The organism is Cobetia sp. MC34, assembly GCF_018340035.1.
In the GTDB taxonomy this organism is placed as follows: Bacteria; Pseudomonadota; Gammaproteobacteria; order Pseudomonadales; family Halomonadaceae; genus Cobetia; species Cobetia amphilecti.
In genome coordinates this window covers 137,798-158,737 of sequence record NZ_JADPPY010000007.1, presented here as the reverse complement: position 1 = coordinate 158,737, position 20,940 = coordinate 137,798, and the positions used below count along the sequence as shown (strand labels likewise).

Annotated in this window: 21 protein-coding genes; 11 read left to right on the top strand and 10 right to left on the bottom strand. The window is 63.1% G+C overall.

Going from position 1 to position 20,940, the window contains the following annotated elements:
- Together IZU87_RS06190 and glpD are read left to right on the top strand one after the other, a co-directional pair.
- Positions 1 to 227, top strand: a 227-nt coding sequence (locus tag IZU87_RS06190) for a hypothetical protein (protein ID WP_213114008.1), incomplete at its 5' end; no start/stop codon positions are given.
- Between the two features lie 192 nt (positions 228 to 419).
- Entirely contained in the window at positions 420 to 1,922 is a 1,503-nt protein-coding gene (gene glpD / locus IZU87_RS06185; RefSeq protein ID WP_213114007.1) for a glycerol-3-phosphate dehydrogenase, read from the top strand.
- A gap of 105 nt (positions 1,923 to 2,027) precedes the next feature.
- Here glpD and IZU87_RS06180 read toward each other — a convergent pair whose 3' ends face one another.
- Positions 2,028 to 3,419, bottom strand: coding sequence for a class II fumarate hydratase (locus IZU87_RS06180; protein ID WP_213114006.1), 1,392 nt, complete (start codon positions 3,417 to 3,419; stop codon positions 2,028 to 2,030).
- 71 nt (positions 3,420 to 3,490) lie between these two features.
- Here IZU87_RS06180 and IZU87_RS18030 point away from each other — a divergent pair, with 71 nt between their 5' ends.
- The 3 genes from IZU87_RS18030 (at position 3,491) to nadB (ending at position 7,811) form a co-directional block, all read left to right on the top strand.
- Positions 3,491 to 4,423, top strand: a complete 933-nt coding sequence (locus tag IZU87_RS18030) for a peroxiredoxin-like family protein (RefSeq protein ID WP_213114005.1) — start codon at positions 3,491 to 3,493, stop codon at positions 4,421 to 4,423.
- 335 nt (positions 4,424 to 4,758) lie between these two features.
- A complete protein-coding gene (locus tag IZU87_RS06170) occupies positions 4,759 to 6,108 on the top strand; it encodes an FUSC family protein (RefSeq protein ID WP_213114004.1) in 1,350 nt (449 codons plus the stop codon).
- Complete coding sequence (gene nadB, locus IZU87_RS06165) at positions 6,105 to 7,811, top strand: L-aspartate oxidase (RefSeq protein ID WP_213114003.1); 1,707 nt, start codon at positions 6,105 to 6,107, stop codon at positions 7,809 to 7,811. The genes IZU87_RS06170 and nadB overlap by 4 nt, the downstream gene beginning before the upstream one ends.
- A 53-nt stretch (positions 7,812 to 7,864) precedes the next feature.
- Here nadB and IZU87_RS06160 read toward each other — a convergent pair whose 3' ends face one another.
- Both IZU87_RS06160 and IZU87_RS06155 read right to left on the bottom strand, forming a co-directional pair.
- The gene (locus IZU87_RS06160) at positions 7,865 to 8,746 is read right to left on the bottom strand and encodes a hypothetical protein (RefSeq protein WP_213114002.1); all 882 of its coding nucleotides are present in this window, start codon (positions 8,744 to 8,746) and stop codon (positions 7,865 to 7,867) included.
- The gene (locus tag IZU87_RS06155) at positions 8,706 to 8,981 is read right to left on the bottom strand and encodes an FAD assembly factor SdhE (protein ID WP_043335628.1); all 276 of its coding nucleotides are present in this window, start codon (positions 8,979 to 8,981) and stop codon (positions 8,706 to 8,708) included. Before IZU87_RS06155 ends, IZU87_RS06160 begins: the two co-directional genes overlap by 41 nt.
- A gap of 269 nt (positions 8,982 to 9,250) precedes the next feature.
- Here IZU87_RS06155 and IZU87_RS06150 point away from each other — a divergent pair, with 269 nt between their 5' ends.
- The 3 genes from IZU87_RS06150 to lapB all read left to right on the top strand — a co-directional run bounded on the left by IZU87_RS06150 (position 9,251) and on the right by lapB (position 11,275).
- Entirely contained in the window at positions 9,251 to 9,547 is a 297-nt protein-coding gene (locus tag IZU87_RS06150) for an integration host factor subunit beta (protein ID WP_043335630.1), read from the top strand.
- A 243-nt stretch (positions 9,548 to 9,790) separates the two neighbouring features.
- Positions 9,791 to 10,096: a lipopolysaccharide assembly protein LapA domain-containing protein gene (locus IZU87_RS06145; protein ID WP_054555462.1), complete on the top strand. Its 306-nt coding sequence runs from the start codon at positions 9,791 to 9,793 to the stop codon at positions 10,094 to 10,096.
- The gene (lapB, locus tag IZU87_RS06140) at positions 10,097 to 11,275 is read left to right on the top strand and encodes a lipopolysaccharide assembly protein LapB (protein ID WP_043335632.1); all 1,179 of its coding nucleotides are present in this window, start codon (positions 10,097 to 10,099) and stop codon (positions 11,273 to 11,275) included.
- A gap of 147 nt (positions 11,276 to 11,422) precedes the next feature.
- Here the strand turns inward: lapB and IZU87_RS06135 are convergent, their stop codons facing one another.
- Positions 11,423 to 12,886 (bottom strand): sodium-dependent transporter, encoded by a 1,464-nt coding sequence (locus IZU87_RS06135; protein ID WP_213114001.1) that lies wholly within the window; start codon positions 12,884 to 12,886, stop codon positions 11,423 to 11,425.
- A 433-nt stretch (positions 12,887 to 13,319) separates the two neighbouring features.
- Here IZU87_RS06135 and IZU87_RS06130 point away from each other — a divergent pair, with 433 nt between their 5' ends.
- Genes IZU87_RS06130 through IZU87_RS06125 form a run of 3 tightly spaced genes read left to right on the top strand, consistent with a single transcriptional unit; the run spans position 13,320 to position 15,363 of the window.
- A complete protein-coding gene (locus IZU87_RS06130; protein WP_213114000.1) occupies positions 13,320 to 13,973 on the top strand; it encodes a potassium channel family protein in 654 nt (217 codons plus the stop codon).
- Complete coding sequence (locus IZU87_RS17630; protein WP_249330456.1) at positions 13,970 to 14,236, top strand: hypothetical protein; 267 nt, start codon at positions 13,970 to 13,972, stop codon at positions 14,234 to 14,236. The genes IZU87_RS06130 and IZU87_RS17630 overlap by 4 nt, the downstream gene beginning before the upstream one ends.
- Complete coding sequence (locus IZU87_RS06125; RefSeq protein ID WP_349305164.1) at positions 14,230 to 15,363, top strand: potassium transporter TrkG; 1,134 nt, start codon at positions 14,230 to 14,232, stop codon at positions 15,361 to 15,363. Before IZU87_RS17630 ends, IZU87_RS06125 begins: the two co-directional genes overlap by 7 nt.
- A gap of 140 nt (positions 15,364 to 15,503) precedes the next feature.
- Here IZU87_RS06125 and ihfA read toward each other — a convergent pair whose 3' ends face one another.
- From ihfA to infC, 6 genes are all read right to left on the bottom strand, one after another.
- Positions 15,504 to 15,860: an integration host factor subunit alpha gene (ihfA, locus tag IZU87_RS06120; protein WP_107336300.1), complete on the bottom strand. Its 357-nt coding sequence runs from the start codon at positions 15,858 to 15,860 to the stop codon at positions 15,504 to 15,506.
- 26 nt (positions 15,861 to 15,886) lie between these two features.
- Complete coding sequence (gene pheT / locus IZU87_RS06115; protein WP_213113999.1) at positions 15,887 to 18,271, bottom strand: phenylalanine--tRNA ligase subunit beta; 2,385 nt, start codon at positions 18,269 to 18,271, stop codon at positions 15,887 to 15,889.
- Between the two features lie 56 nt (positions 18,272 to 18,327).
- Positions 18,328 to 19,347, bottom strand: a complete 1,020-nt coding sequence (pheS, locus tag IZU87_RS06110; protein ID WP_043335643.1) for a phenylalanine--tRNA ligase subunit alpha — start codon at positions 19,345 to 19,347, stop codon at positions 18,328 to 18,330.
- 358 nt (positions 19,348 to 19,705) lie between these two features.
- Positions 19,706 to 20,059 carry a 50S ribosomal protein L20 gene (rplT, locus tag IZU87_RS06105; protein WP_043335644.1) on the bottom strand — a complete coding sequence of 118 codons (354 nt, stop codon included), beginning with the start codon at positions 20,057 to 20,059 and terminating at the stop codon, positions 19,706 to 19,708.
- Between the two features lie 45 nt (positions 20,060 to 20,104).
- Positions 20,105 to 20,299, bottom strand: a complete 195-nt coding sequence (rpmI, locus tag IZU87_RS06100; protein ID WP_043335648.1) for a 50S ribosomal protein L35 — start codon at positions 20,297 to 20,299, stop codon at positions 20,105 to 20,107.
- A 100-nt stretch (positions 20,300 to 20,399) separates the two neighbouring features.
- Entirely contained in the window at positions 20,400 to 20,939 is a 540-nt protein-coding gene (gene infC, locus IZU87_RS06095) for a translation initiation factor IF-3 (RefSeq protein ID WP_082388253.1), read from the bottom strand.
- Position 20,940 lies beyond the last annotated feature (1 nt).

Sequence of the window (20,940 nt, the reverse complement as noted above, 5' to 3'; positions counted from 1 at the left end):
CCCCCTTTGCACCGATGAACCTCGCATATCACGAAAGCTACCCAGCTGCTGACTGTGCGCTGCCCAGCGGCACCGCTTCGTCTCCGTATAACCTGTCAGGACGCTTGATCAGTCACTGCGGGCATCGTCTGCGCCGCCCGCGCGGCAACATGACAGCCAGGCGCTTCATGAAAATGTCACGCCATGATCAGAGACTGAGAAAAAACACCGGCAAGACAACAGGTTGAATATCAGGCAATCCTCAGTTGCCAGACACTCGCCCAAATGATCACTTCCGAAAGCCATCAGCGCAGAAGAATCCCCTTGATGTTCGACTTTTGCTAAGCTATGTTCACTTTCGAAAACCTATTATCGCGCACCTTGCCGGTGCAGACTCATTCGCCCCACCCGGTAGCGCCGGGCACGAGCAGGAGCAGCCCATGTCCCGCGACAACGATGCACTTCTTGACCTCTTCATCATCGGCGGCGGCATCAATGGCGCCGGTATCGCCAACGATGCCAGCGGCCGTGGCCTGAGCGTGGCCCTGTGCGAGCAGAACGACCTCGCCAGTGCGACCTCCTCCGCCAGCAGCAAGCTGATCCACGGCGGCCTGCGCTATCTGGAGCACTACGAGTTCCGTCTGGTGCGCGAAGCCCTGCAGGAGCGCGAGGTACTGCTCAAGAAGGCGCCGCATATCATCTGGCCGCTGCGCTTCATCCTGCCGCACCAACCGCATCTGCGTCCGGCGTGGATGATTCGTGCGGGCCTGTTCCTGTATGACCACATCGGCAAGCGCGAGACCCTGCCAGCCTCCAAGGGCCTCAAGTTCGGCGAGCAGAGCCCGCTGGTCAGCGAGATCAACCAGGGCTTCGAATACTCGGATTGCTGGGTCGATGATGCTCGTCTGGTCATCACCAATGCACTGCAGGCGCGCGAGCAAGGCGCCGAGATCATGACGGGCACCCGCTGTGTCGGCGCCCGTGATGTCGAAGGCCACTGGGAGCTGACGCTTGAAGATATCAGCAGCGGCGAGACCTTCATCCGCCGCGCACGCACCTTGGTGAATGCGGCAGGTCCGTGGGTGGAGTCCTTCATCAAGGGCGCCACCGAGCGCACGCCACGCTACGGCATCCGCATGATCCAGGGCAGCCACCTGATCGTGCCGCGCATCAACACCGATGACCGCGCCTTCATCCTGCAGAACAAGGACAAGCGCATCGTCTTCGTGCTGCCCTATCAGGAAGACTTCAGCCTGATCGGCACCACTGACGTGCGCTACAAGGGCGACCCCTCCGAGGTGGCCTGCTCCAGCGATGAGACCGACTACATGCTCGAGGTGGTCAACCATCACTTCAAGCGCAAGCTGAGCCGCGATGACGTGGTCTCGACCTTCTCCGGCGTGCGCCCGCTGTGTGACGACGAGTCGGCAGACCCGTCCGCGATGACGCGTGATTACACCCTGCATCTGGATGACAGCGGCGCACCGATGCTGTCCATCTTCGGCGGCAAGATCACCACCTATCGCAAACTGGCCGAATCGGCACTCGAAGACCTCAAGCCGCTGCTGCCGAGCATGGGCGAGCCGTGGACCCACGAGAAGGCCCTGCCCGGTGGCGATATCGAGAGCCGCGCGGCCTTCACCCGCCAGCTGCAGCGCGACTACCCGTTCCTCGGCGAAGCACGCGCCCGACGCTTCGCCTCAAGCTACGGCAGCCTGTGCCTGCACTTCCTCGACGGCAAGAAGAGCGAGGCGGACCTGGGCGAGGACTTCGGCGCCGGCCTGAGCGCCGCCGAGATCGACTACCTGGTCGAGCACGAATGGGCGCGTGAGGTGCAGGATGTCGTCTGGCGCCGCACCAAGCTGACGCTGCGCCTGAGCGATGAGCAGAAGACGCGCATCGGCGACTACCTCAAGGAACGCCTGCTGGCACGCGCCGCCTGATGAAAACCGGCTGAGCCAGCAGCAAAAGAAAGCCCGCCCCTCCTTGCCGGAGGGGCGGGCTTTTCGTTCAGGGACAGGCGAAATTTTAGGTCATGTATTGACGACTTACTGGATACCGCCCGCCGTCAGCTTGGCCGGATCGAGCAGACGCTCCAGCTCCTCGCGTGACAACTCGGTCTCTTCCTCGGCTACATCCAGAATCGGACGCCCGGCCTGATAGGCCACCTTGGCCACTCGCGCCGCCTCGTTGTAACCGATCACCGGATTGAGCGCCGTGACCAGAATCGGGTTCTTGGCCAGCGGTGCCTCGATGTTGTCCTGGCGCACGTTGAAGGTGGCAATGGCCTTGTCCGCCAGCAGGCGGCTGACATTGGCACTCAGTGTGATCGAGGACAGCAGGTTGTTGGCGATCAGCGGCAGCATGACATTGAGCTGGAAGTTGCCGCTCTGCCCGGCGATGCCGATGGTGGCGTCATTGCCCATCACCTGCGCTGCCACCTGGGCGGCCGCCTCGGGAATCACCGGATTGACCTTGCCCGGCATGATGGAGCTGCCCGGCTGCAGAGCCTCAAGCTCGATCTCGCCCAGCCCTGCCAGCGGGCCGGAATTCATCCAGCGCAGGTCGTTGCTGATCTTCATCATCGCCACGGCGTAGGTACGCAGATGGCCGGAGAGCTCGACTGCCGTGTCCTGGGAGGACAGCGCCGCGAAGAAGCTCTCGGCGGGACGGAAGGCATGGCCGGTCTGGTGCGAGAGGCGGTCGGCGATGCGCTCGGCGAATTCCGGATGCGCGTTGATGCCACTGCCGACGGCGGTGCCGCCCTGGGCGAGGCGCTCGAGGCGCGGCAGAACCTGCTCGATGCGCTCGATGGCCTGCCCGACCTGCGCCTGCCAGGCACCCAGCTCCTTACTCATGCGAATCGGCATCGCATCCATCAGGTGAGTGCGACCGGTCTTGACGACGTCATCCACTTCAGAGGCCTTGCGGGAGATCACCTCATGCAGATGGCGCAGCGCCGGCAACAGGGTGTCCGAGACAGCGATGACGGCGGACAGATGAATGGCCGTCGGGATGACATCATTGCTCGACTGGCCCATGTTGACGTGGTCGTTGGCGCCGACGGTCACGTCCTTGTCGCCCAGATGCTGATTGGCAAGCTGCGTCAGCACCTCGTTGACGTTCATGTTGGTCGAGGTGCCGGAACCGGTCTGGAAGACATCGACCGGGAATTGATCGGCATGCTCGCCGTCGATGATCTGGCGTGCCGCCTTGATGATCGCCTCGGCACGCACGTCATCCAGCAGCTCCAGGTCACGGTTGACCTCGGCGGCGGCAAGCTTGATACGCGCCACGGCGCGAATGAAGGCAGCAGGCAACGGCTGGCCACTGACGGGGAAGTTGTCGACCGCTCGCTGAGTCTGGGCGCCATAGAGTGCGCTGGCCGGCACTTCGAGTTCACCCATGCTGTCGCGTTCACGGCGGGTCTGGCTGCTCATGCTTGTCTCCCTGTGCTGTTGCATATGACGTCGCACCTGGCTGGCGTCACTGATGGGCGGCTGGCAACAACGTGATCAATGACCTGATCGCCAGCTTCGATCCCCTGATGATCACTTGGGGACGCACAGGATACCAATCAAGCCGCTTAATAGTAGTGATTATCAATAACAATTACACATTCATGGCCGGGCTCCGTCATCACCCGCCCTGCAACGGCGCGGACGCACGCTTGCAAGATGGCTTGTCACCAATCCTCTGTTACGCAAGACGAGGCCTCGGTTACACTACCGAGCGTGCGAGGGCCTATGGCTGGCCCTTTCCAGCGGCCCACTACCACCTTAGCGAGGACAGCATGAAAAGCCTGAAAGAGCAGACTGAAGCGAAGGTTGAAGCTGGGCGCCAGGCCAAGCCTGATTTCATGAAGAATGTCGATAAGATCATCGAAAAGGCCAAGGCTTTGCAACAGGGTGCGAATGCTCTCTCCGTGGGCGAGAAGGCACCCGGGTTCGCGCTGCCCAACGCCGCAGGCCAGGCAGTGTCTCTCGAGGAATTGCTCGAATCAGGCCCGGTCGTGGTCACCTTCTATCGTGGTGACTGGTGCCCCTACTGCAGCTTGCAGCTGAGGGCCCTGAATGAGCGACTCGATGACATTCGCGCTCACGGCGCACAGTTGGTCGCCATCAGCCCACAGGTGCCGGATGACTCGCTCTCCGCCACCGAGATCGATGAGATGCTGTTCCACGTGTTGTCAGACCAGGACGCAGAGGTCGCCTCTCGCTATGGCGTCGCCTGGAAGGTGCCGGACTATCTGATGGAACACATGCGCGTGGACCGTGAACTCGATCTGGATGCCATCAACAACGGTGATGGCAGTGTACTGCCCATCCCGGCGACCTTCGTCATCGCACAAGACAGAACCGTGAGCTGGCGTCACGTCGATGTCGATTACCGGACACGCTCGGAACCCGAAGATATCGTCAACGCCTTGAAAGAGCTCACCTGACATCCTCACAGGCACTTGAGGCTATCAGATGCCTGCCACCGCCGGCGTCTGGGGTAATATCTCCCGCTCGAGAGGCAGCAGTCTTGAATCACTACAGTCTTGAATCACCATAGTCTTGCGCCACCGCAGCCTTGAAGCACCTCGAGCCTGAATCAGCAGCGCAGTGGAGATACCACGCCTCCACTGCATTTCCATCAATGTCGGCCATCACCTCATCTTCTCCAGCAACGGGACCCTGTCGCTCCAGATGTTCACCTCATTCTCGGTCACGATGACTGACCCCCTTCACCCTCGGGTAGCCTCTTCCTCATGACAAGCACAGTGAGATACGCCCGATGAAATGGTTCTCGCACAACCCTTACTTCACCTATCTGCACCGCCAGCGCCTGCATATCCTGCGCGTGACCGTCGCCCTGACGCTGTGCTTTTCCATCATCGAACTGTTCAGCCTGCCGCACAGTTCCTGGGCATTGGTCAGTACCGTGATGGTCATGGGCAACCTGCCCCACGTCGGCGGTGTCATCGACAAGGGCTGGCAACGTCTGGTCGGCACGCTGCTTGGCGGCCTGTGGGGCCTGATCCTGATTCTGGTCGCCGAGCCTCTGCCCGGCGTGGTGCCCTTCTGGAGCATCGTCGGCATCGCCCTGGCACTGAATGCCACCTTCAGCAATCGCTATGGCTACAGCTCGCTGCTGTTCTGCGTCACGCTGCTGATGGTGATCGGTGATGGCAATCATGATCTCGGCATCGGGCTGTGGCGTGTCTTCAATGTGGTGCTGGGCACCCTGATCAGCATCGTGGTCAGCATGGTGCTGCTGCCCCAGAAGGCAACGGATGTCTTCCGCTTCCTGCTGGCCGACAACCTCGACAAGCTGGCACGCCTCTACCACGGCCATACCAAGGCCGAGCGTGAGGGCGTCAATGAGGGGCTCGCGCTGGTGCGTGCCACCTCGGCACAGCTGGTCAAGCAGCGCGGTCTGGTCGATGCCGTCGCTCAGGAAGGCCGCATCAATCGTGCCGACATCGAGGAAATCCTGTCCTTCGAGCGCCGCATGATCTCGACCATCGAACTGCTGCAGGAAACCCACTGGAACACCCGCGAGGGGCATGAATTCATCGAGGGGCTGGATGGCCTGCGCGATGCCCAGCATCGCCTGGCCCGCGCGCTTGGCACCCTGGCCTTTCAGGTGCGCACCGGCCAGAGCATCGAACTGACGGTGACGCCCTTCGACCTGCAACGCTATGCCGATGTCCGCAATGTCGAGAGCCGCAACGGCCGTGCGCTGTTCAGCCCGGCAGGCTACCTGTGGCTCAATCGCGAACTGGCACGCCTGACCGAAGCCCTGGGCGAGCGCCTGGCCTTGCTGGAGCGTCTGCCGAGCCAGCGCCTGCAACGCCGACTGCCGGGCCATGGCCTGATCAGTGATGCACGCCGCCTGTTCCTGCCGGAAGACCCGACACCGGGCGATACGGCAGCCCCCACCAGGCGCGAGAACAACGCTGGCGAGCAACACTCATCGGTCAGCGAAGCGCCGGCCAGCAAAGCGACGGCCAATAATGAGACGACCAGCAAAGCGCCGGCGAGTGATGACAGCATCAGTGACAACAGCAGCGATGAGCCAGACCGCCACGACAGGCACCAGCCGGACTCGGCCGGCAATGAGACTGCCAGGAAAGACACATGAACTCAGTATCCGGAGTGACTCCCGCAAGCCAGCATGACGTGCTGATCGTCGGTGGCGGCGCGGCAGGTTTGACCCTGGCACTCAGCCTCGCCAATCGCCTGCCCCCCGGCCCGCGTACTCGCCGCGTCACGCTGTTGCGTCCAGCGCGTGAGGCACAGGGCGCCAGCCGCTGGGCACAGGGCGGTATCGCGGCGGTGCTGGCGCCCGAGGACGATGTGGAATCCCATGTCGCCGACACCCTGATTGCCGGCGATGGCCTGTGCAACGAGCGTGCGGTGCGCTTCACCGTCGGTCACTCGCGGGAGGCCATCGAATGGTTGATCGCACTCGGCGTGCCCTTCACCCCGGCCGACGCCGACGCCAGCTACCCCTTCCACCTCACCCGTGAAGGCGGGCATGGTCGCCGCCGCATCATCCACGCCGCCGACGCCACCGGGCGGGCGCTGCTCGATACGCTCAGCGCCCATGTCGAAGCCCACCCGAACATCGAGATTCTCGAAGACCTGCTGGCCGTCGACATCGCGGTCAACGCCGGCCGCGCCAGTGGCCTGTGGGTGATGGATGGCACGGGTCAGCGCCAATGGCTGGCAGCCAATGACCTGGTACTGGCCACCGGCGGCGCCAGCGGCCTGTTCGCCCACGCCACCAGCCCGAGCGCCAGTGTCGGTGATGGCATGGCGATGGCGACCCGCGCCGGCGCCAGCCTGATGAACCTGGAGTTCCAGCAGTTTCATCCCACCTGCCTGTATGACCCCGATGGCACGCCCTTTTTGATCTCCGAGGCGGTACGGGGCGAAGGGGGGCTGCTGCTGCGCCCGGATGGGCATCGCTTCATGGCCGATCATGATCCGCGTCTGGAGCTGGCGCCGCGTGATGTCGTGGCACGCGCCATCCTCGCCGAGATGCGCACGCACGGTCTCGAGCATGTCTGTCTGGATATCAGCGCGTTGGGGGCCGAGGCCATCGAGCACCACTTCCCGACCATCGCCGAGCACTGCCTGGCACGCGGGATCGATATTCGTCATGCACCGATTCCCGTCGTCCCTGCCGCCCACTACAGCTGCGGCGGCATCGCCACCGGACTGGATGGCGCCAGCGACCTGCCCGGGCTGTGGGCCATCGGCGAAGTCGCCTGCACGGGCCTGCACGGCGCCAATCGCATGGCCAGCAACTCGCTGCTCGAGTGCCTGGTGCAGGCGCGTGCCTGTGGTGAAGCACTTGGGCAGCCGCGCCGCGCCGACGAGCCACGCCTGATGAGCACGCTCGACTCGCTGATGCCGCAACACGCCGCCCTGCTCACACAGCTCGCCGACAATGGTCAGGTCTGGCGCTGCGTGATGCGTCTGAGCGCCGACGAGGCGCGCACGCGCCTGCAAAGCTTGCGCCAGCTGATGAGTCTGCAAGCGGGGATCGAGCGCAGCCAGCACGGCCTGAGGGAGGCGTTGAAGCAGATAGCGCAGTGGGTCTCGCTGGAGGCGGGGCAAACGGCGGAGGCCGAGCAGCACAGGCAAGCTTCAGCGCCGCGAGCAGGGCTCGATCACCTTGCGCTCTATCAGGCCCTGACGCTGGCACCGCTGCTGCTGCTGTGCGCCCATCAGCGCCATGAGTCACGTGGCCTGCACTTCATCCGCGACTTCCCGATGCCGGCGCCGCGTGCCCGCGATAGCGTCATTCGCCTCTCGGCCTTCGCTGCCGCGACCTGAGCGGCTCTTGAGAAGGCTTATGCGAAGACCCATGAAAAGGCCCATGAGCAGGCTCAGCGTGGGCGGGAGCCCTGGGCAGCGACGCGCCGCAGGGTCTCCAATGGCGGCGGCTGACGCGGCAAGCCATGCGGCAAGGGCGGCCACAGCAACCACAGCCGCAGCTGGTGAAGGTCTTCGCTGGAGGCGCTATCCGGCCACAGCCACACCCGCTGGGTTTTCAGGTGCTGCTGGTCCGCGCCCTGCGCTCTCAAGCCCTGCAGCTCCATCCCCTGTGGCCCCACCCTCTGTGGTCCCACCCCCTGTGGCCCGAAACCCTGCGGCGAGATCTCGAGCCCCAGCAGACGTGGTGAGCACCACAGACAGCGCACGTTGACGGGCTGCCAGCTGCGTGAGGCACCATCGGCCCACCACCAGCAGAGCTGCATCTCCGGGTGACGGTGGCGTGCATCTGACGCAGGCGGGGTGTCGCTGACTTCGGTCTCGACTTCGCTCTCTGCTTCAACCTCGTTCTCCGGCACTGGCGCCTGGCCACCGCTGGCAAGCGCCGCATCGGCGCAGAGGCTGCCCCCAAGGGCCAGCCAGACTCGCGCCTCGGGGTCCTTGAGTCGCCGCCGAGCCTGGCGCCACCATGACGCCAGCTCTCCGGCCTGCAGCAGCCAGCCCAGCCCCAACACGCTCAGCAGCGCCATGACGCCATCCGACAGCTGAGCGAGCCCCTCAAACGCACAATGCCCCGCCTCGAAAGGCAGGGCATTGCGTAGATATTGCCACTGACAGGTCCACCAGGTACTGACAACGAACTGGCCAGTCGCCAGCTCGGCAAGCCAGACCCACAAGGCGAGACTCGCCACCAACAGCCCGACGCGCAGGCTGGCGTGGGTCGCGAACGCCTGTCTAGAGGCCCTTGAACTGATCGCGCTCGCCATTCTCGGCATTGGCGATCACCATGTTGATCAGGCGCTGGTACTCGGCATTGCCGCACGGGTCGCGCTTCATCAGCCACACGAAGAGGTCCTGGTCCTCTTCGGCCAGCAGCTGCACATAGAGCGCCTTGTCGTCTTCGCTCAAGGCGTCGAAACGCTGCTCCAGAAACGGCAGCAGCAGCAGATCGAGCTCCCACATGCCGCGACGCGAATGCCAATGAAGCCGCTTGCGAATCACATCTTCCATTGCCTGAACCTCAGTCGTCACATCAATGCGCGCAGTATACCCGAGGGGGGCGTCAGCGGCATCCGTTGACCCGTTGCTCGGGCAGGAATTGGCAATCCGTGCCGTGATCGGCAATGATGTCCCTAGTGCGTTGTTTTCTCAGGATTTGCCCATTATGCTGAGGAGATAACAATCACAAGGATGCGTGTGCCTGTCCGGTGACAAGAGGTCGCCCGGCTGCCGCATCACGAACGCCTTTCGCGAGAAAGGTGCAGGCATGGAGAGATCCGATGACCAAGTCCGAGCTGATCGAACAGATAGCCATGCGACAGCCTGAGTTGTCGCTCAAGGATGTAGAGGCCGCGGTTCGCATCATCCTCGATGATGTGACAGACGCCCTGGCCCACGGCGGTCGCGTCGAGATTCGCGGTTTCGGCAGCTTCTCGCTGCACTACCGTGAGCCACGACTGGGGCGCAACCCCAAGACCGGCGAGCCGGTGGACCTGGATGGCAAGTTCGTCCCCCACTTCAAGCCCGGCAAGGAGCTGCGCGAGCAGGTCGATGCCAGTCGCGCCCTGGGGTATTGACGACAGCGCGACCGATGACAGTGCCAAAGACGACGGCGCGGCTGACTGACAGCGCTGCCCGCAGAGGAAGACCCGGCGTGACGGGGCCGGCTGGCTCAGTGCCGGCCGACATCTGCTCAAGCCGTCATGCCAGAGACAACAGCCACCCACCTCAACGGCGTCGCCGCCAAGACTCGCGCGATGGGCAGTGATACACTCGCTCCCAGATGATTCACGACTGCATTTCATGACAAGGAAACCGTTATGCGTTGGCTAAAAGGTCTCGTTCTGGCCGTGATCCTGCTGATCGTCCTGCTGGTCGGTATTCTCTTTGCCGTTCACAACCAGCAAGCCGTGCCCCTCGACCTCATCTGGGTAGAGCTGCCTGCTGCGTCCCTTTCCATGTGGCTGCTGTTCTCGCTGGCCGTCGGCGTCGTGCTTGGCATGGTCGCGATGACCGGCATGTACCTGCGCCTGCGCACGCTGTTGACCCGTGCCCAGCGTCGCAACCAGCAGCAACGCAAGGAACTGGACCAACTGCGCATCCAGGAGATCAAGGAAGTGGCATAAATGCCTGATCTGATATTGCTGGGATTGCTGATGGCGGCCATCGCCATCGGATTCTGGCTGGGGCGGCGTGATCGTCGCCCCGATGAACAAGCACCGGCTCCTGCCACCCTGTCCCGCGACTACTTCGTCGGCCTCAATCATCTGCTCAACGAGCAGCCTGATCGTGCCATCGAAACCTTCGTTCAGGCCCTGGAAGTCAACAGCGACACCGTCGATACCCACATCGCGCTGGGCAATCTCTATCGCAGTCGCGGCGAAGTCGATCGTGCCGTCAAGATTCACCAGAACCTGCTGGCCCGCCCTGCCCTGGATAGCGAACAGGGCGAGCGTGTCCAGCTGGAACTGGCCCGCGACTTCATGCGCAGCGGTGTCTATGACCGCGCCGAGAAGCTGCTGGAAACCCTCCTCAAGCAAGCGCAGCACGACAGCCATCGGCGTGCCGGCCGCCGCCTGTTGATCGACCTCCTCGAGCGGGAACGCGAATGGGAGGCCGCGCTCGAAGTCGCCCACGCCATTCTGCGCCAGGAAGGCGGCATCCGCCGCGCAGCGGCCCACTGGCACTGCGAACTGGCCGCGCTGGATATCGCCGAAGGCAGTCAGGCGATGGCCCGCAAGCGCCTCAAGCAGGCGCTCTCCACCGACGAGAAATGCGTCCGCGCCAACTGGATGCTGGCCGAGATCGAATTCGATCATGCCAACTACAAGCAGTGCATCCGCCTGCTGCAGCGCATTCCACGTCAGGACACCGGCTTCACCCCCATCATCCTCGAGCCACTGGGCAACGCCTTTCGCATGCTGGATGACGAGAGCGGCCTGGTACGCCTGCTGCATCAGGAAGTCGAGCGCGCGCCCTACACCACGACAGTCATCAGCCTTGCCCAATTGATCGAGCGCCGCGAGGGCGTCGAGGCCGCTGCCAGCTTCGCCAGCGAGCAGCTGCATCGTCACCCCAGCCTGCGCGGCGTCGACTATCTGCTCGATCTCTACCTGCTGGATGCCGACGAGCGCGAGACCGAGCGTTTCAATCTGCTCAAGCGCCATACCCAGCAGCTGATCCAGGCGCGTCCTCGCCATCGCTGTCATCGCTGCGGCTTCGAAGCCTCGATGCTGCTCTGGCAATGTCCGAAGTGCCGCCACTGGGGCACGGTCAAGCCGATCACCGGTCTGGAAGGCGAGTAACGGCACCAGCTGGCACACAGATACCAGCAGACAGACAGGCCACAGACATCAGAACGAAAAGCCCCCTGCAGCGCGCTGCAGGGGGCTTTTTCATGCCGCTTTGATGACTAGCGGGCTGGCGCTATCGAACTGACGCCAGCGATCATATCAGCCCTGCTCGGCGGCACGCTCGCGCAGGCGCGGCGAGAGCAGCTCGCCCACGAGACAGGCTGCCAGGATGACGGCCACGAAATACGGCCAGTCGTCGAATGACAGCTCTGCGACGCCCAGGGCATCGACGAAGATCGCCAGGATGCAGACCGGGCTGACATAGCGAATCATGAACAGCCACAGACGATAGCCGGCTTCGCTCAGATTCAGCTCATCGCGCAGCATGCTGCTCTTGAAGACGAACCCGGCCAGCAGCGCCATGGCGATGCCACCGATCGGCATCATCCAGCGCGAGGTCAGATAATCGAGCCAGTCGAAGAAGTGCTTGCCGGCCAGCGTCCAGTCCGCGCCGAGATTGAACGACAGCATCGCGAACATCGCCACCAGCCACAGCACGCTGCCGGCCAGCCACGAAGCCTTGGTGCGGCTCATGTTGCGGTTCTCGCTCAGCCAGGCGACGGTCGCCTCGATCATCGAGATGGCGGAGGTCAGGGCGGCGATCGAGAGCATGGCGAAGAACAGCACCCCGAACAGCTGCCCGAAGGGCATCTGGCTGAAGGCCACCGGCAGACTCATGAAGATCAGCCCCGGCCCGGAGGACGGGTCCATGCCATTGGCGAAGATAATCGGGAAGATCGCCAGTCCCGCCATCAGCGCCACCAGGGTATCGGCGATCGCCACCGTGAAGGTGGTGCGGGCGATGGAAGTGCCCGACGGCAGGTAGGAGCCGTAGGTGAGGATGGCACCGGAGGCCAGCGACAGGGTAAAGAAGGCATGCCCCAGCGCGGCCAGCACCCCCTCGCTGCTCAAGCGCGTGACATCGAAATCGAACAGGAAGTGGAAGCCTGCCGAGAAGTTGCCCGAGGTCAGGGCATAGCCGATCATGATCAGCAGCATGATCACCATGCCCGGCATCATCCAGCGCACGCTCTTCTCGACGCCTTCCTGCACCCCGCGCCCGACGATCAGCATCGTCACCACCGTCACCAACGTGGCCCAGCCACCCAGCGCCCAGGGGTTGGCGTTGCCGGCCTCGAAGATGGCGCCCAGCTCCGCGACGCTGTGTCCGGACAGCGCGCCACTGGCCATCTTCCACAGGTAACTGAACGACCACCCCGCCACCACGACATAGAACGACAGGATCATGAAGCCGGCCAGCATCGCGATCCAGCCGAAGACCTTCCACAACGGACTGGCCCCCGCTTCACGCGCCAGATTGGCAATCGCCTCGATGGGGCTGCCGCGCCCGCGCCGCCCGAAGGCGATCTCCGCCATCATCACGGGCACGCCCACGGCGAGGATGCAGGCCAGATACACCAGCACGAAGGCGCCCCCGCCGTACTCACCGGTGATATAGGGAAACTTCCAGATATTGCCCAGCCCTACCGCGGAACCGGTAGCTGCAAGGATGAAGCCCCAGCGACTGATCCAGAGATTCTTGGGTTGCTGTCTTGCCGTCATGGAATACCTTACGAGTTATTGTTGTGAGCCAGTGGTGATCGACGCAACGCCTGGCCGCCTTGGGTGCTCACACAGACCATTTTACTGATATGAAGCAGGTTCGTCCGCGATTCCCATCGAAAATCACCACGATTCCCTCAGAATTCGTCTGCGAAAACGCCATCACCACACGACGGCAATCACTCTACATTGGATGCTTCAAATTGGTAACATTTGAAACGATACCTGCTTCCCAAGCCTGACAAGCAACCTCGCCTGAGACGCACCGCGCCGCAAAAGGACCCGACATCACCGCATCACTGGAGTAGGCTCATTCAAGAGACGCCGACCAGAACGCTCTGGCTAGAGAGGGCTGGGCCTGAGAGTGCCTGACCAGAGAGCGTCTGGACAAAGAGCGTCTGGCCTCACCCAGCAGCGCAGACAAGGAGTCGTCATGCATCGTCAATTCGCGGTCATCGGACTGGGCTATTTCGGCAGCACCGTCGCGCGGGAGCTCAGGCGCCATGACCATGAAGTGCTCGGCGTGGACGCCGATGAGAAGCGCCTCAATGCCGTGGCAGACCTGCTCAATCAAGCCGTGATCGCGGACCCCACCGATGAACATACCCTGCAGGAGCTGGGGCTTGAGCAGTACGACGCCGTCTTGATCGATCTGGCCGACTCGATGGAACAGAGCCTGATCTGCGCGCTGCTGGCCAAGGAGCTCGGCGCCAGGGAGCTGTGGGTCAAGGCCACCTCGGATGCACACCACAAGCTGCTCAGTCGTCTGGGTGTCGATCACATCGTGCATCCGGAGTACGACCTGGGCGTGCGTGTGGCGGAAAGCCTCGCCTACCATGCCATGGTCGACTTCATCCATCTCGGCGATCACCAGTTCGTGGTCGAGCTGGAGGTCAGTGCACGACTGGGCGATGACTGCCAGCAGCTCGATCAGCTGCCCATCGATGACGACATCAGCGTGATCGCGCTGCGCAAGGGCAAGACACTCGATCGCCAACCCTCCGGCAGCACGCGTCTGGCCGCCGGTGACCATCTGGTCCTGATCGGCGAGCTGAGCGTGCTGCGCAAGCTGGGAGCACATCTATGAGGCAGCGCTACCGGCGCTATCTCCGCCCCCTGACCCGCAGCCCACGCGGGCCCATCATCCATCTGTCGCCGCCGGAGATTCTGCTGAGCGGCTTTCTGGGCCTCGGCATGCTGGGCGCCTGCCTGCTGAAACTGCCCGGCATGCATCAGCAGGGCTTGAGCTGGCTGTCGGCGCTGTTCACCGCGACCTCTGCCGTCACGGTCACCGGCCTCTCCGTCACTCCGCTCAGCGACTTACCCTCGCGGGCCAGACCGTCGTGCTGATACTGATCCAGCTCGGCGGTCTCGGCTTCATGACCATCGCCGCCCTGTCACTGGTGATGCTGGGTCAGCGCCTGCCGATGCATCAGACCAGCCTGCTGCGCGAAGCGCTCAATCGCAGCAGCTCACGCGAGATAGGCCGCCTGCTCAAGATCATCACCGCCTTTGCGCTGACGCTCGAGCTGGCAGGCGCCTCCTTGCTGGCGTTGGACTGGGTGCCCGAGTACGGCTGGCAGGAGGGCCTCTGGCTGAGCCTCTTCCACTCGGTCTCGGCCTTCAACAATGCCGGCTTCACCCTGTGGCCGGACAGCCTGATGCGTGAGGCGGCCAACCCCCTGACCAGCGGCGTGATCGGCATTCTGTTCATGACCGGCGGCATCGGCTTTGCCGTCATCGGCGAGCTGCGCGAGCGGCGTCGCCAACATGGCTGGCGCGTATTGCTGCAGCCGTCACGCTTCTCGGTGCAGACACGCCTGGTGATCGAGGCCACCGTGGCGCTCAACCTGCTGAGCCTGGTGGTGATACTGGCGCTTGAATGGCGCAACCCCGGCACGCTGGGTGCCATGGCCAGTCATGGCGAACGCCTGCTCGCCGCTGCCTTCATGGCCATCACACCGCGCACCGCCGGGTTCAGCGTCATCGATTCCGCCGAGATGACACAAGCCTCGACCCTGTGGACCATGGCGCTGATGTTCATCGGCGGCGGCAGCGGTTCGACGGCCAGCGGCATCAAATTGACCACCTTCGTGGTGCTGCTGCTGACCACGCGCGCCTTTCTGCGCAGCGAGCCCTCCCCCACCCTGCATGGCCGCCGCATCGGCGATGACACCGTCTTCAAGTCGATCGCCGTGGCACTGGCGGCGATGCTGCTGATCTTCAGCATGCTGTTCGGCCTGACCATCACCGACCCGGACCACGCCTTTCTGTCGCTGGCCTTCGAGACCGTCTCGGCCTTCGGCACCGTCGGCCTGAGCCACGGCCTGACGCCCGAGCTCTCGCCCGGCGGGCAATTGCTGATCATCGCGACCATGCTGCTGGGCCGCACCGGACCACTCGCCCTCGGCTACCTGCTGGCGACCCGCAGCCGCCCCGGCATCAGCTATGCACGCACTGAGCTCTCGATCGGCTGATGTGCACGGGTGATGGCGCCCGGCTGATGGCACACCACAAACGACGCCTCAGAACGACGAAAGCCCCGACGCTGGGCGTCGGGGCTTTCGTGAGCATGGTCACCCGCTCAGGGAGCGGCGGGTGAGGTCAGGCAATGACCTCAGTGATCATCATCATGATCATCGTGGTCATCATGCTCTTCAAGACGCTGATGTGCGTGCGTCTCGCCATCGTACTCATCCACTCGGGCCTTGAGCTTCTGACCTGGGCGGAATGTCACCACGCGACGCGCGGAGATCGGAATCTCCTCGCCTGTCTTGGGATTGCGCCCCGGACGTTCGCGCTTGTCACGTAGATCGAAGTTGCCGAAACCGGACAGCTTCACCTGTTCATTTTCCCGCAGGCAACCGCGAATCTCGTCGAAGAATACCTCTACCATCGACTTGGCTTCGCGCTTGGACATGCCGAGTTCTGCGTGCAGATGCTCGGCAAGTTCCGCCTTGGTCAACGCTCCCATGTCCGCTCCCTCGTTCAAGTGGCGACTCATGCTCTCAGCGCCGCCCCGAAACGTGTGTGGCCATCGGTGACGATCGCATCGACTAACTGATTGATTTCCTCATCATTCAGCGTGCGCGAAGGATGCTGCCAGGTCAAGCCCAGGGCGAGCGACTTGTGACCATCGGCTACCCCCTGACCCTGATAGACGTCAAACAGGCGCAGGTCCGTCAGCCATTCACCGGCTTGCGAGCGGATGGCGTCGAGCAGCGACTGCACGTGAACGCCCTCTTCGACCACGAAGGCCAGGTCACGGCGCACTTCCGGATACTTGGAGAGCGGCGCGAAGCGCGGCAGACGGCCCGCGCAGGCAGAGGCCAACGTGATCTCGAACACGAACACCTCGACCTTCAGGCCAAGCTCGGCGCGCGCCGCCGGGTGCAGGGCACCCATCCAGCCTGCCGGCTCGCCATTGAAGAACAGCTGAGCGCACTGGCCCGGGTGCAGTGCCGGATGCTCGGCGGCTTCGAAGCGCCAGGCATCCAGATTGCCGCCCAGTGCCAGCAATGCCTCGACATCGCCTTTGAGATCGAAGAAGTCGACCTTGTCACGACCGCCATTCCAGCCTTCCGGCAGACGTGCACCGGTGATCAGGCCGCCGATCATCGGCGTCTGCTCGAGGGAGTCCAGCTCGCCACGGAACACAAGCCCGGTCTCGAACAGGCGCACGCGCGACTGCTGACGATTGAGGTTGTGGCTCAGCGCCTTGACCAGCCCCGGCAGCAGTGAGCTGCGCATCACGGCCATGTCGCTGGAAATCGGGTTGGCCAGTGCCGGCGCCACCCCTTGCGGGTCCAGCGTCTTCTGCAGCTCAGGGGCGACGAAGCTGTAGCTGATCGCTTCCTGATAGCCCCGCGCCACCAGCTGACGACGCAGGCTGGTCAGCGGCTGGGTGGTCTCATTGGCCACGGCCGGCGCCAGACGCGCGTTCGGGCGGCTGACCGGCAGATTGTTGTAGCCATGGATGCGCGCCAGCTCTTCGATCAGGTCAGCCTCGATGCTGACATCGAAACGCCAGCTCGGCACCGTCACCTGCCATTGGCTATCGCCATTCGCGGCGACCTGCATGCCCAGACGCTCGAGAATCTCGACGATCTCGTCATCCGGCAGTGCCATGCCCAGCGTACGCTCGACACTGGCGCCGCTCAGGCTGACGACGGCGGCCTTGGGCAGTGCTACGTCGCTGGCGACCTCGATGATCGGGCCCGGCTTGCCGCCGGTGATCTCGAGCAGCAGGGCCGTCGCGCGCTCGATGGCATCACGCTGCAACTGGGCGTCCACACCACGCTCGAAACGATGCGAGCTGTCGGTGTGCAGGCCGTAGCTGCGCGCCTTGCCAGCGACGCTCAACGGCGCGAAGAAGGCCGACTCGAAGAAGATGTCGCGCGTCTCGGCGTTCACGCCACTGCCTTCGCCACCCATCACACCGGCGATGGCCAGCGGGCCCTTCTCATCGGCGATGACCAGAGTGTCGTCACGCAGCGCGACTTCCTGACCGTCGAGCAACGTCAGCGGCTCTTCAGCGGCTGCCATGCGCACCTCGATGCCACCGTTCAGGCGTGCCAGATCGAAGGCGTGCATCGGCTGGCCGAGTTCGAGCAGCACGTAGTTGGTGACGTCGACGACGGGGTCGATGCTGCGGATGCCACTGCGACGCAGACGCTCCTCGAGCCACAGCGGCGAGGTCGCGGCGACATTGACGTCACGCACGACACGTCCCAGATAGCGCGGGCACGCCTCTGGCGCGCTGACGGTGACCGGGAAGGTATCGTCGATCTGGGCGGCGACCGGCTCAATGCTCGGCGCCGTGACGGCGAGACGGTTGAGCACGCCGACTTCACGCGCCAGACCCTTGACGCTCAGGCAGTCGCCGCGGTTCGGGGTCAGATCGACCTCGATGGCGTTGTCGTCAAGATTCAGGAAGTCACGGGCATCACGGCCCACCGGCGCGTCCGCGGCCAGCACCATGATGCCGTCGGAGGCTTCGGCTTCCAGACCCAGCTCGGAGGCACCGCAGATCATGCCGCGGGATTCGACACCGCGCAGCTTGGCCTTGCGAATCTTGAAGTCGCCCGGCAGCTTGGCGCCGACCTGAGCGAAGAGCACCTTCTGGCCAGTGGCGACATTCGGCGCGCCACAGACGACCTGCACCAGTGCACCACTGCCATCATCCACCTGGCAGACATTGAGGCGATCGGCCTCCGGGTGCGGTTGCTTGTCCTTGACCTCGGCCACGACCACACTGGTGAACTCACCGGCGACCGCTTCGATACCATCGACTTCCAGACCGGCCATGGTGACCTGATCGGCCAGCTGCTGGGTATTCAGTTCCGGCGACACCCACTCACGCAGCCACTGTTCGGAAAATTTCATCTTGCTGTCCTGTTCCGTAAGTTCACGCCCTCAAGGCGCGATACGTGAATGAGTGCCTAGCTGAACTGGCGAAGGAAACGCAGGTCGTTCTCGAAGAACAACCGCAGGTCGTTGACGCCGTAACGCAGCATCGCCAGACGCTCCACGCCCATGCCGAAGGCGAAGCCGCGGAAGCGCTCGCTATCGATACCGGAGTGACGGAAGACTTCCGGATGCACCATGCCGCACCCCATCACCTCGAGCCAGCCGGTGTGGGAGCAGACACGACAGCCGTCACCGGCACACATCACGCACTGGATATCGACTTCAGCGGACGGTTCGGTGAACGGGAAGTAGGACGGGCGGAAGCGCACTTCCAGGTCATCACGCTCGAAGAAGGCATGCAGGAACTCTTCGACGGTGCCCTTGAGGTCGGCGAAGCTGACATTCTCGTCGACCAGCAGACCCTCGACCTGATGGAACATCGGGGTATGGGTCAGATCGGAGTCGCAGCGATAGACGCGACCCGGGCAGACGATGCGCAGCGGCGGCTCACTGGCCTTCATGCTGCGTACCTGGACCGGTGAGGTGTGAGTGCGCAGAAGACGCGTGGCATCGAAATAGAAGGTGTCATGCATCGCGCGCGCCGGGTGATGCGACGGGATGTTCAGCGCTTCGAAGTTGTGATGGTCATCTTCGATTTCCGGCCCTTCAGCGACACCGTAACCGATGTGCGAGAAGAAGCTTTCGATACGCTCAAGCGTGCGGGTGACCGGGTGCAGGCCGCCTACCGGCTCACCACGGCCCGGCAGGGTCACATCGACGCGCTCGGCGGCAAGACGCGCATTGAGCGCCGCCGTTTCCAGCGTATTGCGACGTGCATCCAACTCGCCACTCAGCAGCTGCTTGGCTTCGTTGATGGTCTCACCGGCCTTGGGACGCTCTTCGGGGGACAGCTTGCCGAGGCCCTTGAGCAGTGCGGTGATCTCGCCCTTCTTGCCGAGAAAACGTACCCGTACCTCGTCGAGGGTCTGGACGTCTTCGGCCGCCTGGATCGCGGTGCGTGCTTCGTCCACCAGGGTGGAAAGATGTTCCATCCGTTCAGCTCCGATCGCTTGAGTCACTGGCGCGGCAATGTCCGCCACCAATGGAAGTCGCGCCGACCCGAAGGTCGGCAGGGAGAGCGCTCCGCCTGCGGTGAGTCACACAGACGATCGCGCCCTTGCCAGAGACCGGCCCACAACGCGGCCAATCCCGTTCATGTCGCTGCTGACCCACCGCCGGCTCTCTGACGGCAGGCCAAACAAAAACAGGGGAAGAGCGGCTGCTCTTCCCCTGTGACGTAACACGTCATCTCGATACCGCCTGAGTTGTCCAATGCAAGCATTCGACAGTCACGGCCCGGTTCGCCACATGAGCGGCTCGCCGGGACTGGGCGACATCTGATCCGGTCACTTACTGAGCAGCCTTGGCCTTCTCGACGATGGCAGCAAAGGCAGCTTTTTCGTGAACCGCGATATCGGCGAGGACCTTGCGGTCGATCTCGATATTGGCCTTCTTCAGGCCAGCGATGAAGCGGCTGTAGGACATGCCATTGATGCGGGCCGCAGCGTTGATACGCGCGATCCACAGGGCACGGAACTGACGCTTGCGGACACGACGGTCACGGTAAGCGTACTGGCCGGCCTTGATGACAGCCTGCTTGGCTACGCGGAAGACGCGTGAACGCGCTCCGTAGTAACCCTTGGCCTGCTTCATGATCTTCTTGTGACGGCGACGTGCGACGACGCCACGCTTGACGCGGGACATAGCGTACTCCTGATATTAAGAAAGTTGGACCGAGGTAAGGACGGCTTACAGGTTCGGCAGCATGCGCTGGATCAGCGCCTTGTCTGCAGCGTGAACCTGCTTCATGCCACGCAGCTGACGCTTACGCTTGGTCGACTTCTTGGTCAGGATGTGGCTACGGAAGGACTGCTTGTGCTTGAAGCCGTTGGCAGTCTTCTTGAAGCGCTTGGCAGCGCCGCGGTTAGTCTTGATCTTCGGCATGAGTATTAACTCCGCTCGGTTTCTTGAGAAAATCCAGGGCCGACAAAAAGAGCCACGCCCGCAGGCGTGACCCTGATGTGTCCGTTTTACTGCCTATGGATCACTTCTTTTTAGGCGCGAGAATCATGATCATCTGACGGCCTTCCATTTTCGGGAAGGACTCGACGGTCACGAGCTCCGAGAGGTCGCCGGCGATCCGTTCCATCAGCTTGCGGCCGATGTCCTGGTGCGCCATTTCGCGACCACGGAAGCGCAAGGTTACCTTACCCTTGTCTCCGCCTTCGATGAAGCGAGTCAGGTTGCGTAGCTTGACCTGATAATCGCCTTCATCGGTACCAGGACGGAATTTGACTTCCTTGACCTGGATCTGTTTCTGCTTCTTCTTCTGCAGATTCTTCTGTTTCTTCTCGTCGAAAAGAAACTTGCCGTAATCCATGATCTTGCAGACGATGGGGTCGGCATTGGAAATCTGGACGAGGTCGAGCCCTGCCTCTTCGGCCTTGACAAGCGCATCTTTGGTTGACACTACGCCAACCTGCTCGCCATCTGCGTCGATGAGGCGGACTTCGTCCGCACGAATACGGTCATTGATGGGAGCCCGCTTTTCCTGGGGGCGTCCGCGCTGATTATTCCGCTTGATC

Coding starts and splice junctions, on each gene's coding strand:
- glpD (WP_213114007.1), top strand. CDS start 420: ATGTCCCGCGACAACGATGCACTTCTTGACCTCTTCATCATCGGCGGC.
- IZU87_RS06180 (WP_213114006.1), bottom strand. CDS start 3,419: ATGAGCAGCCAGACCCGCCGTGAACGCGACAGCATGGGTGAACTCGAA.
- IZU87_RS06170 (WP_213114004.1), top strand. CDS start 4,759: ATGAAATGGTTCTCGCACAACCCTTACTTCACCTATCTGCACCGCCAG.
- nadB (WP_213114003.1), top strand. CDS start 6,105: ATGAACTCAGTATCCGGAGTGACTCCCGCAAGCCAGCATGACGTGCTG.
- IZU87_RS06160 (WP_213114002.1), bottom strand. CDS start 8,746: ATGCCGAGAATGGCGAGCGCGATCAGTTCAAGGGCCTCTAGACAGGCG.
- IZU87_RS06155 (WP_043335628.1), bottom strand. CDS start 8,981: ATGGAAGATGTGATTCGCAAGCGGCTTCATTGGCATTCGCGTCGCGGC.
- IZU87_RS06150 (WP_043335630.1), top strand. CDS start 9,251: ATGACCAAGTCCGAGCTGATCGAACAGATAGCCATGCGACAGCCTGAG.
- IZU87_RS06145 (WP_054555462.1), top strand. CDS start 9,791: ATGCGTTGGCTAAAAGGTCTCGTTCTGGCCGTGATCCTGCTGATCGTC.
- lapB (WP_043335632.1), top strand. CDS start 10,097: ATGCCTGATCTGATATTGCTGGGATTGCTGATGGCGGCCATCGCCATC.
- IZU87_RS06135 (WP_213114001.1), bottom strand. CDS start 12,886: ATGACGGCAAGACAGCAACCCAAGAATCTCTGGATCAGTCGCTGGGGC.
- IZU87_RS06130 (WP_213114000.1), top strand. CDS start 13,320: ATGCATCGTCAATTCGCGGTCATCGGACTGGGCTATTTCGGCAGCACC.
- IZU87_RS17630 (WP_249330456.1), top strand. CDS start 13,970: ATGAGGCAGCGCTACCGGCGCTATCTCCGCCCCCTGACCCGCAGCCCA.
- ihfA (WP_107336300.1), bottom strand. CDS start 15,860: ATGGGAGCGTTGACCAAGGCGGAACTTGCCGAGCATCTGCACGCAGAA.
- pheT (WP_213113999.1), bottom strand. CDS start 18,271: ATGAAATTTTCCGAACAGTGGCTGCGTGAGTGGGTGTCGCCGGAACTG.
- pheS (WP_043335643.1), bottom strand. CDS start 19,347: ATGGAACATCTTTCCACCCTGGTGGACGAAGCACGCACCGCGATCCAG.
- rplT (WP_043335644.1), bottom strand. CDS start 20,059: ATGTCCCGCGTCAAGCGTGGCGTCGTCGCACGTCGCCGTCACAAGAAG.
- rpmI (WP_043335648.1), bottom strand. CDS start 20,299: ATGCCGAAGATCAAGACTAACCGCGGCGCTGCCAAGCGCTTCAAGAAG.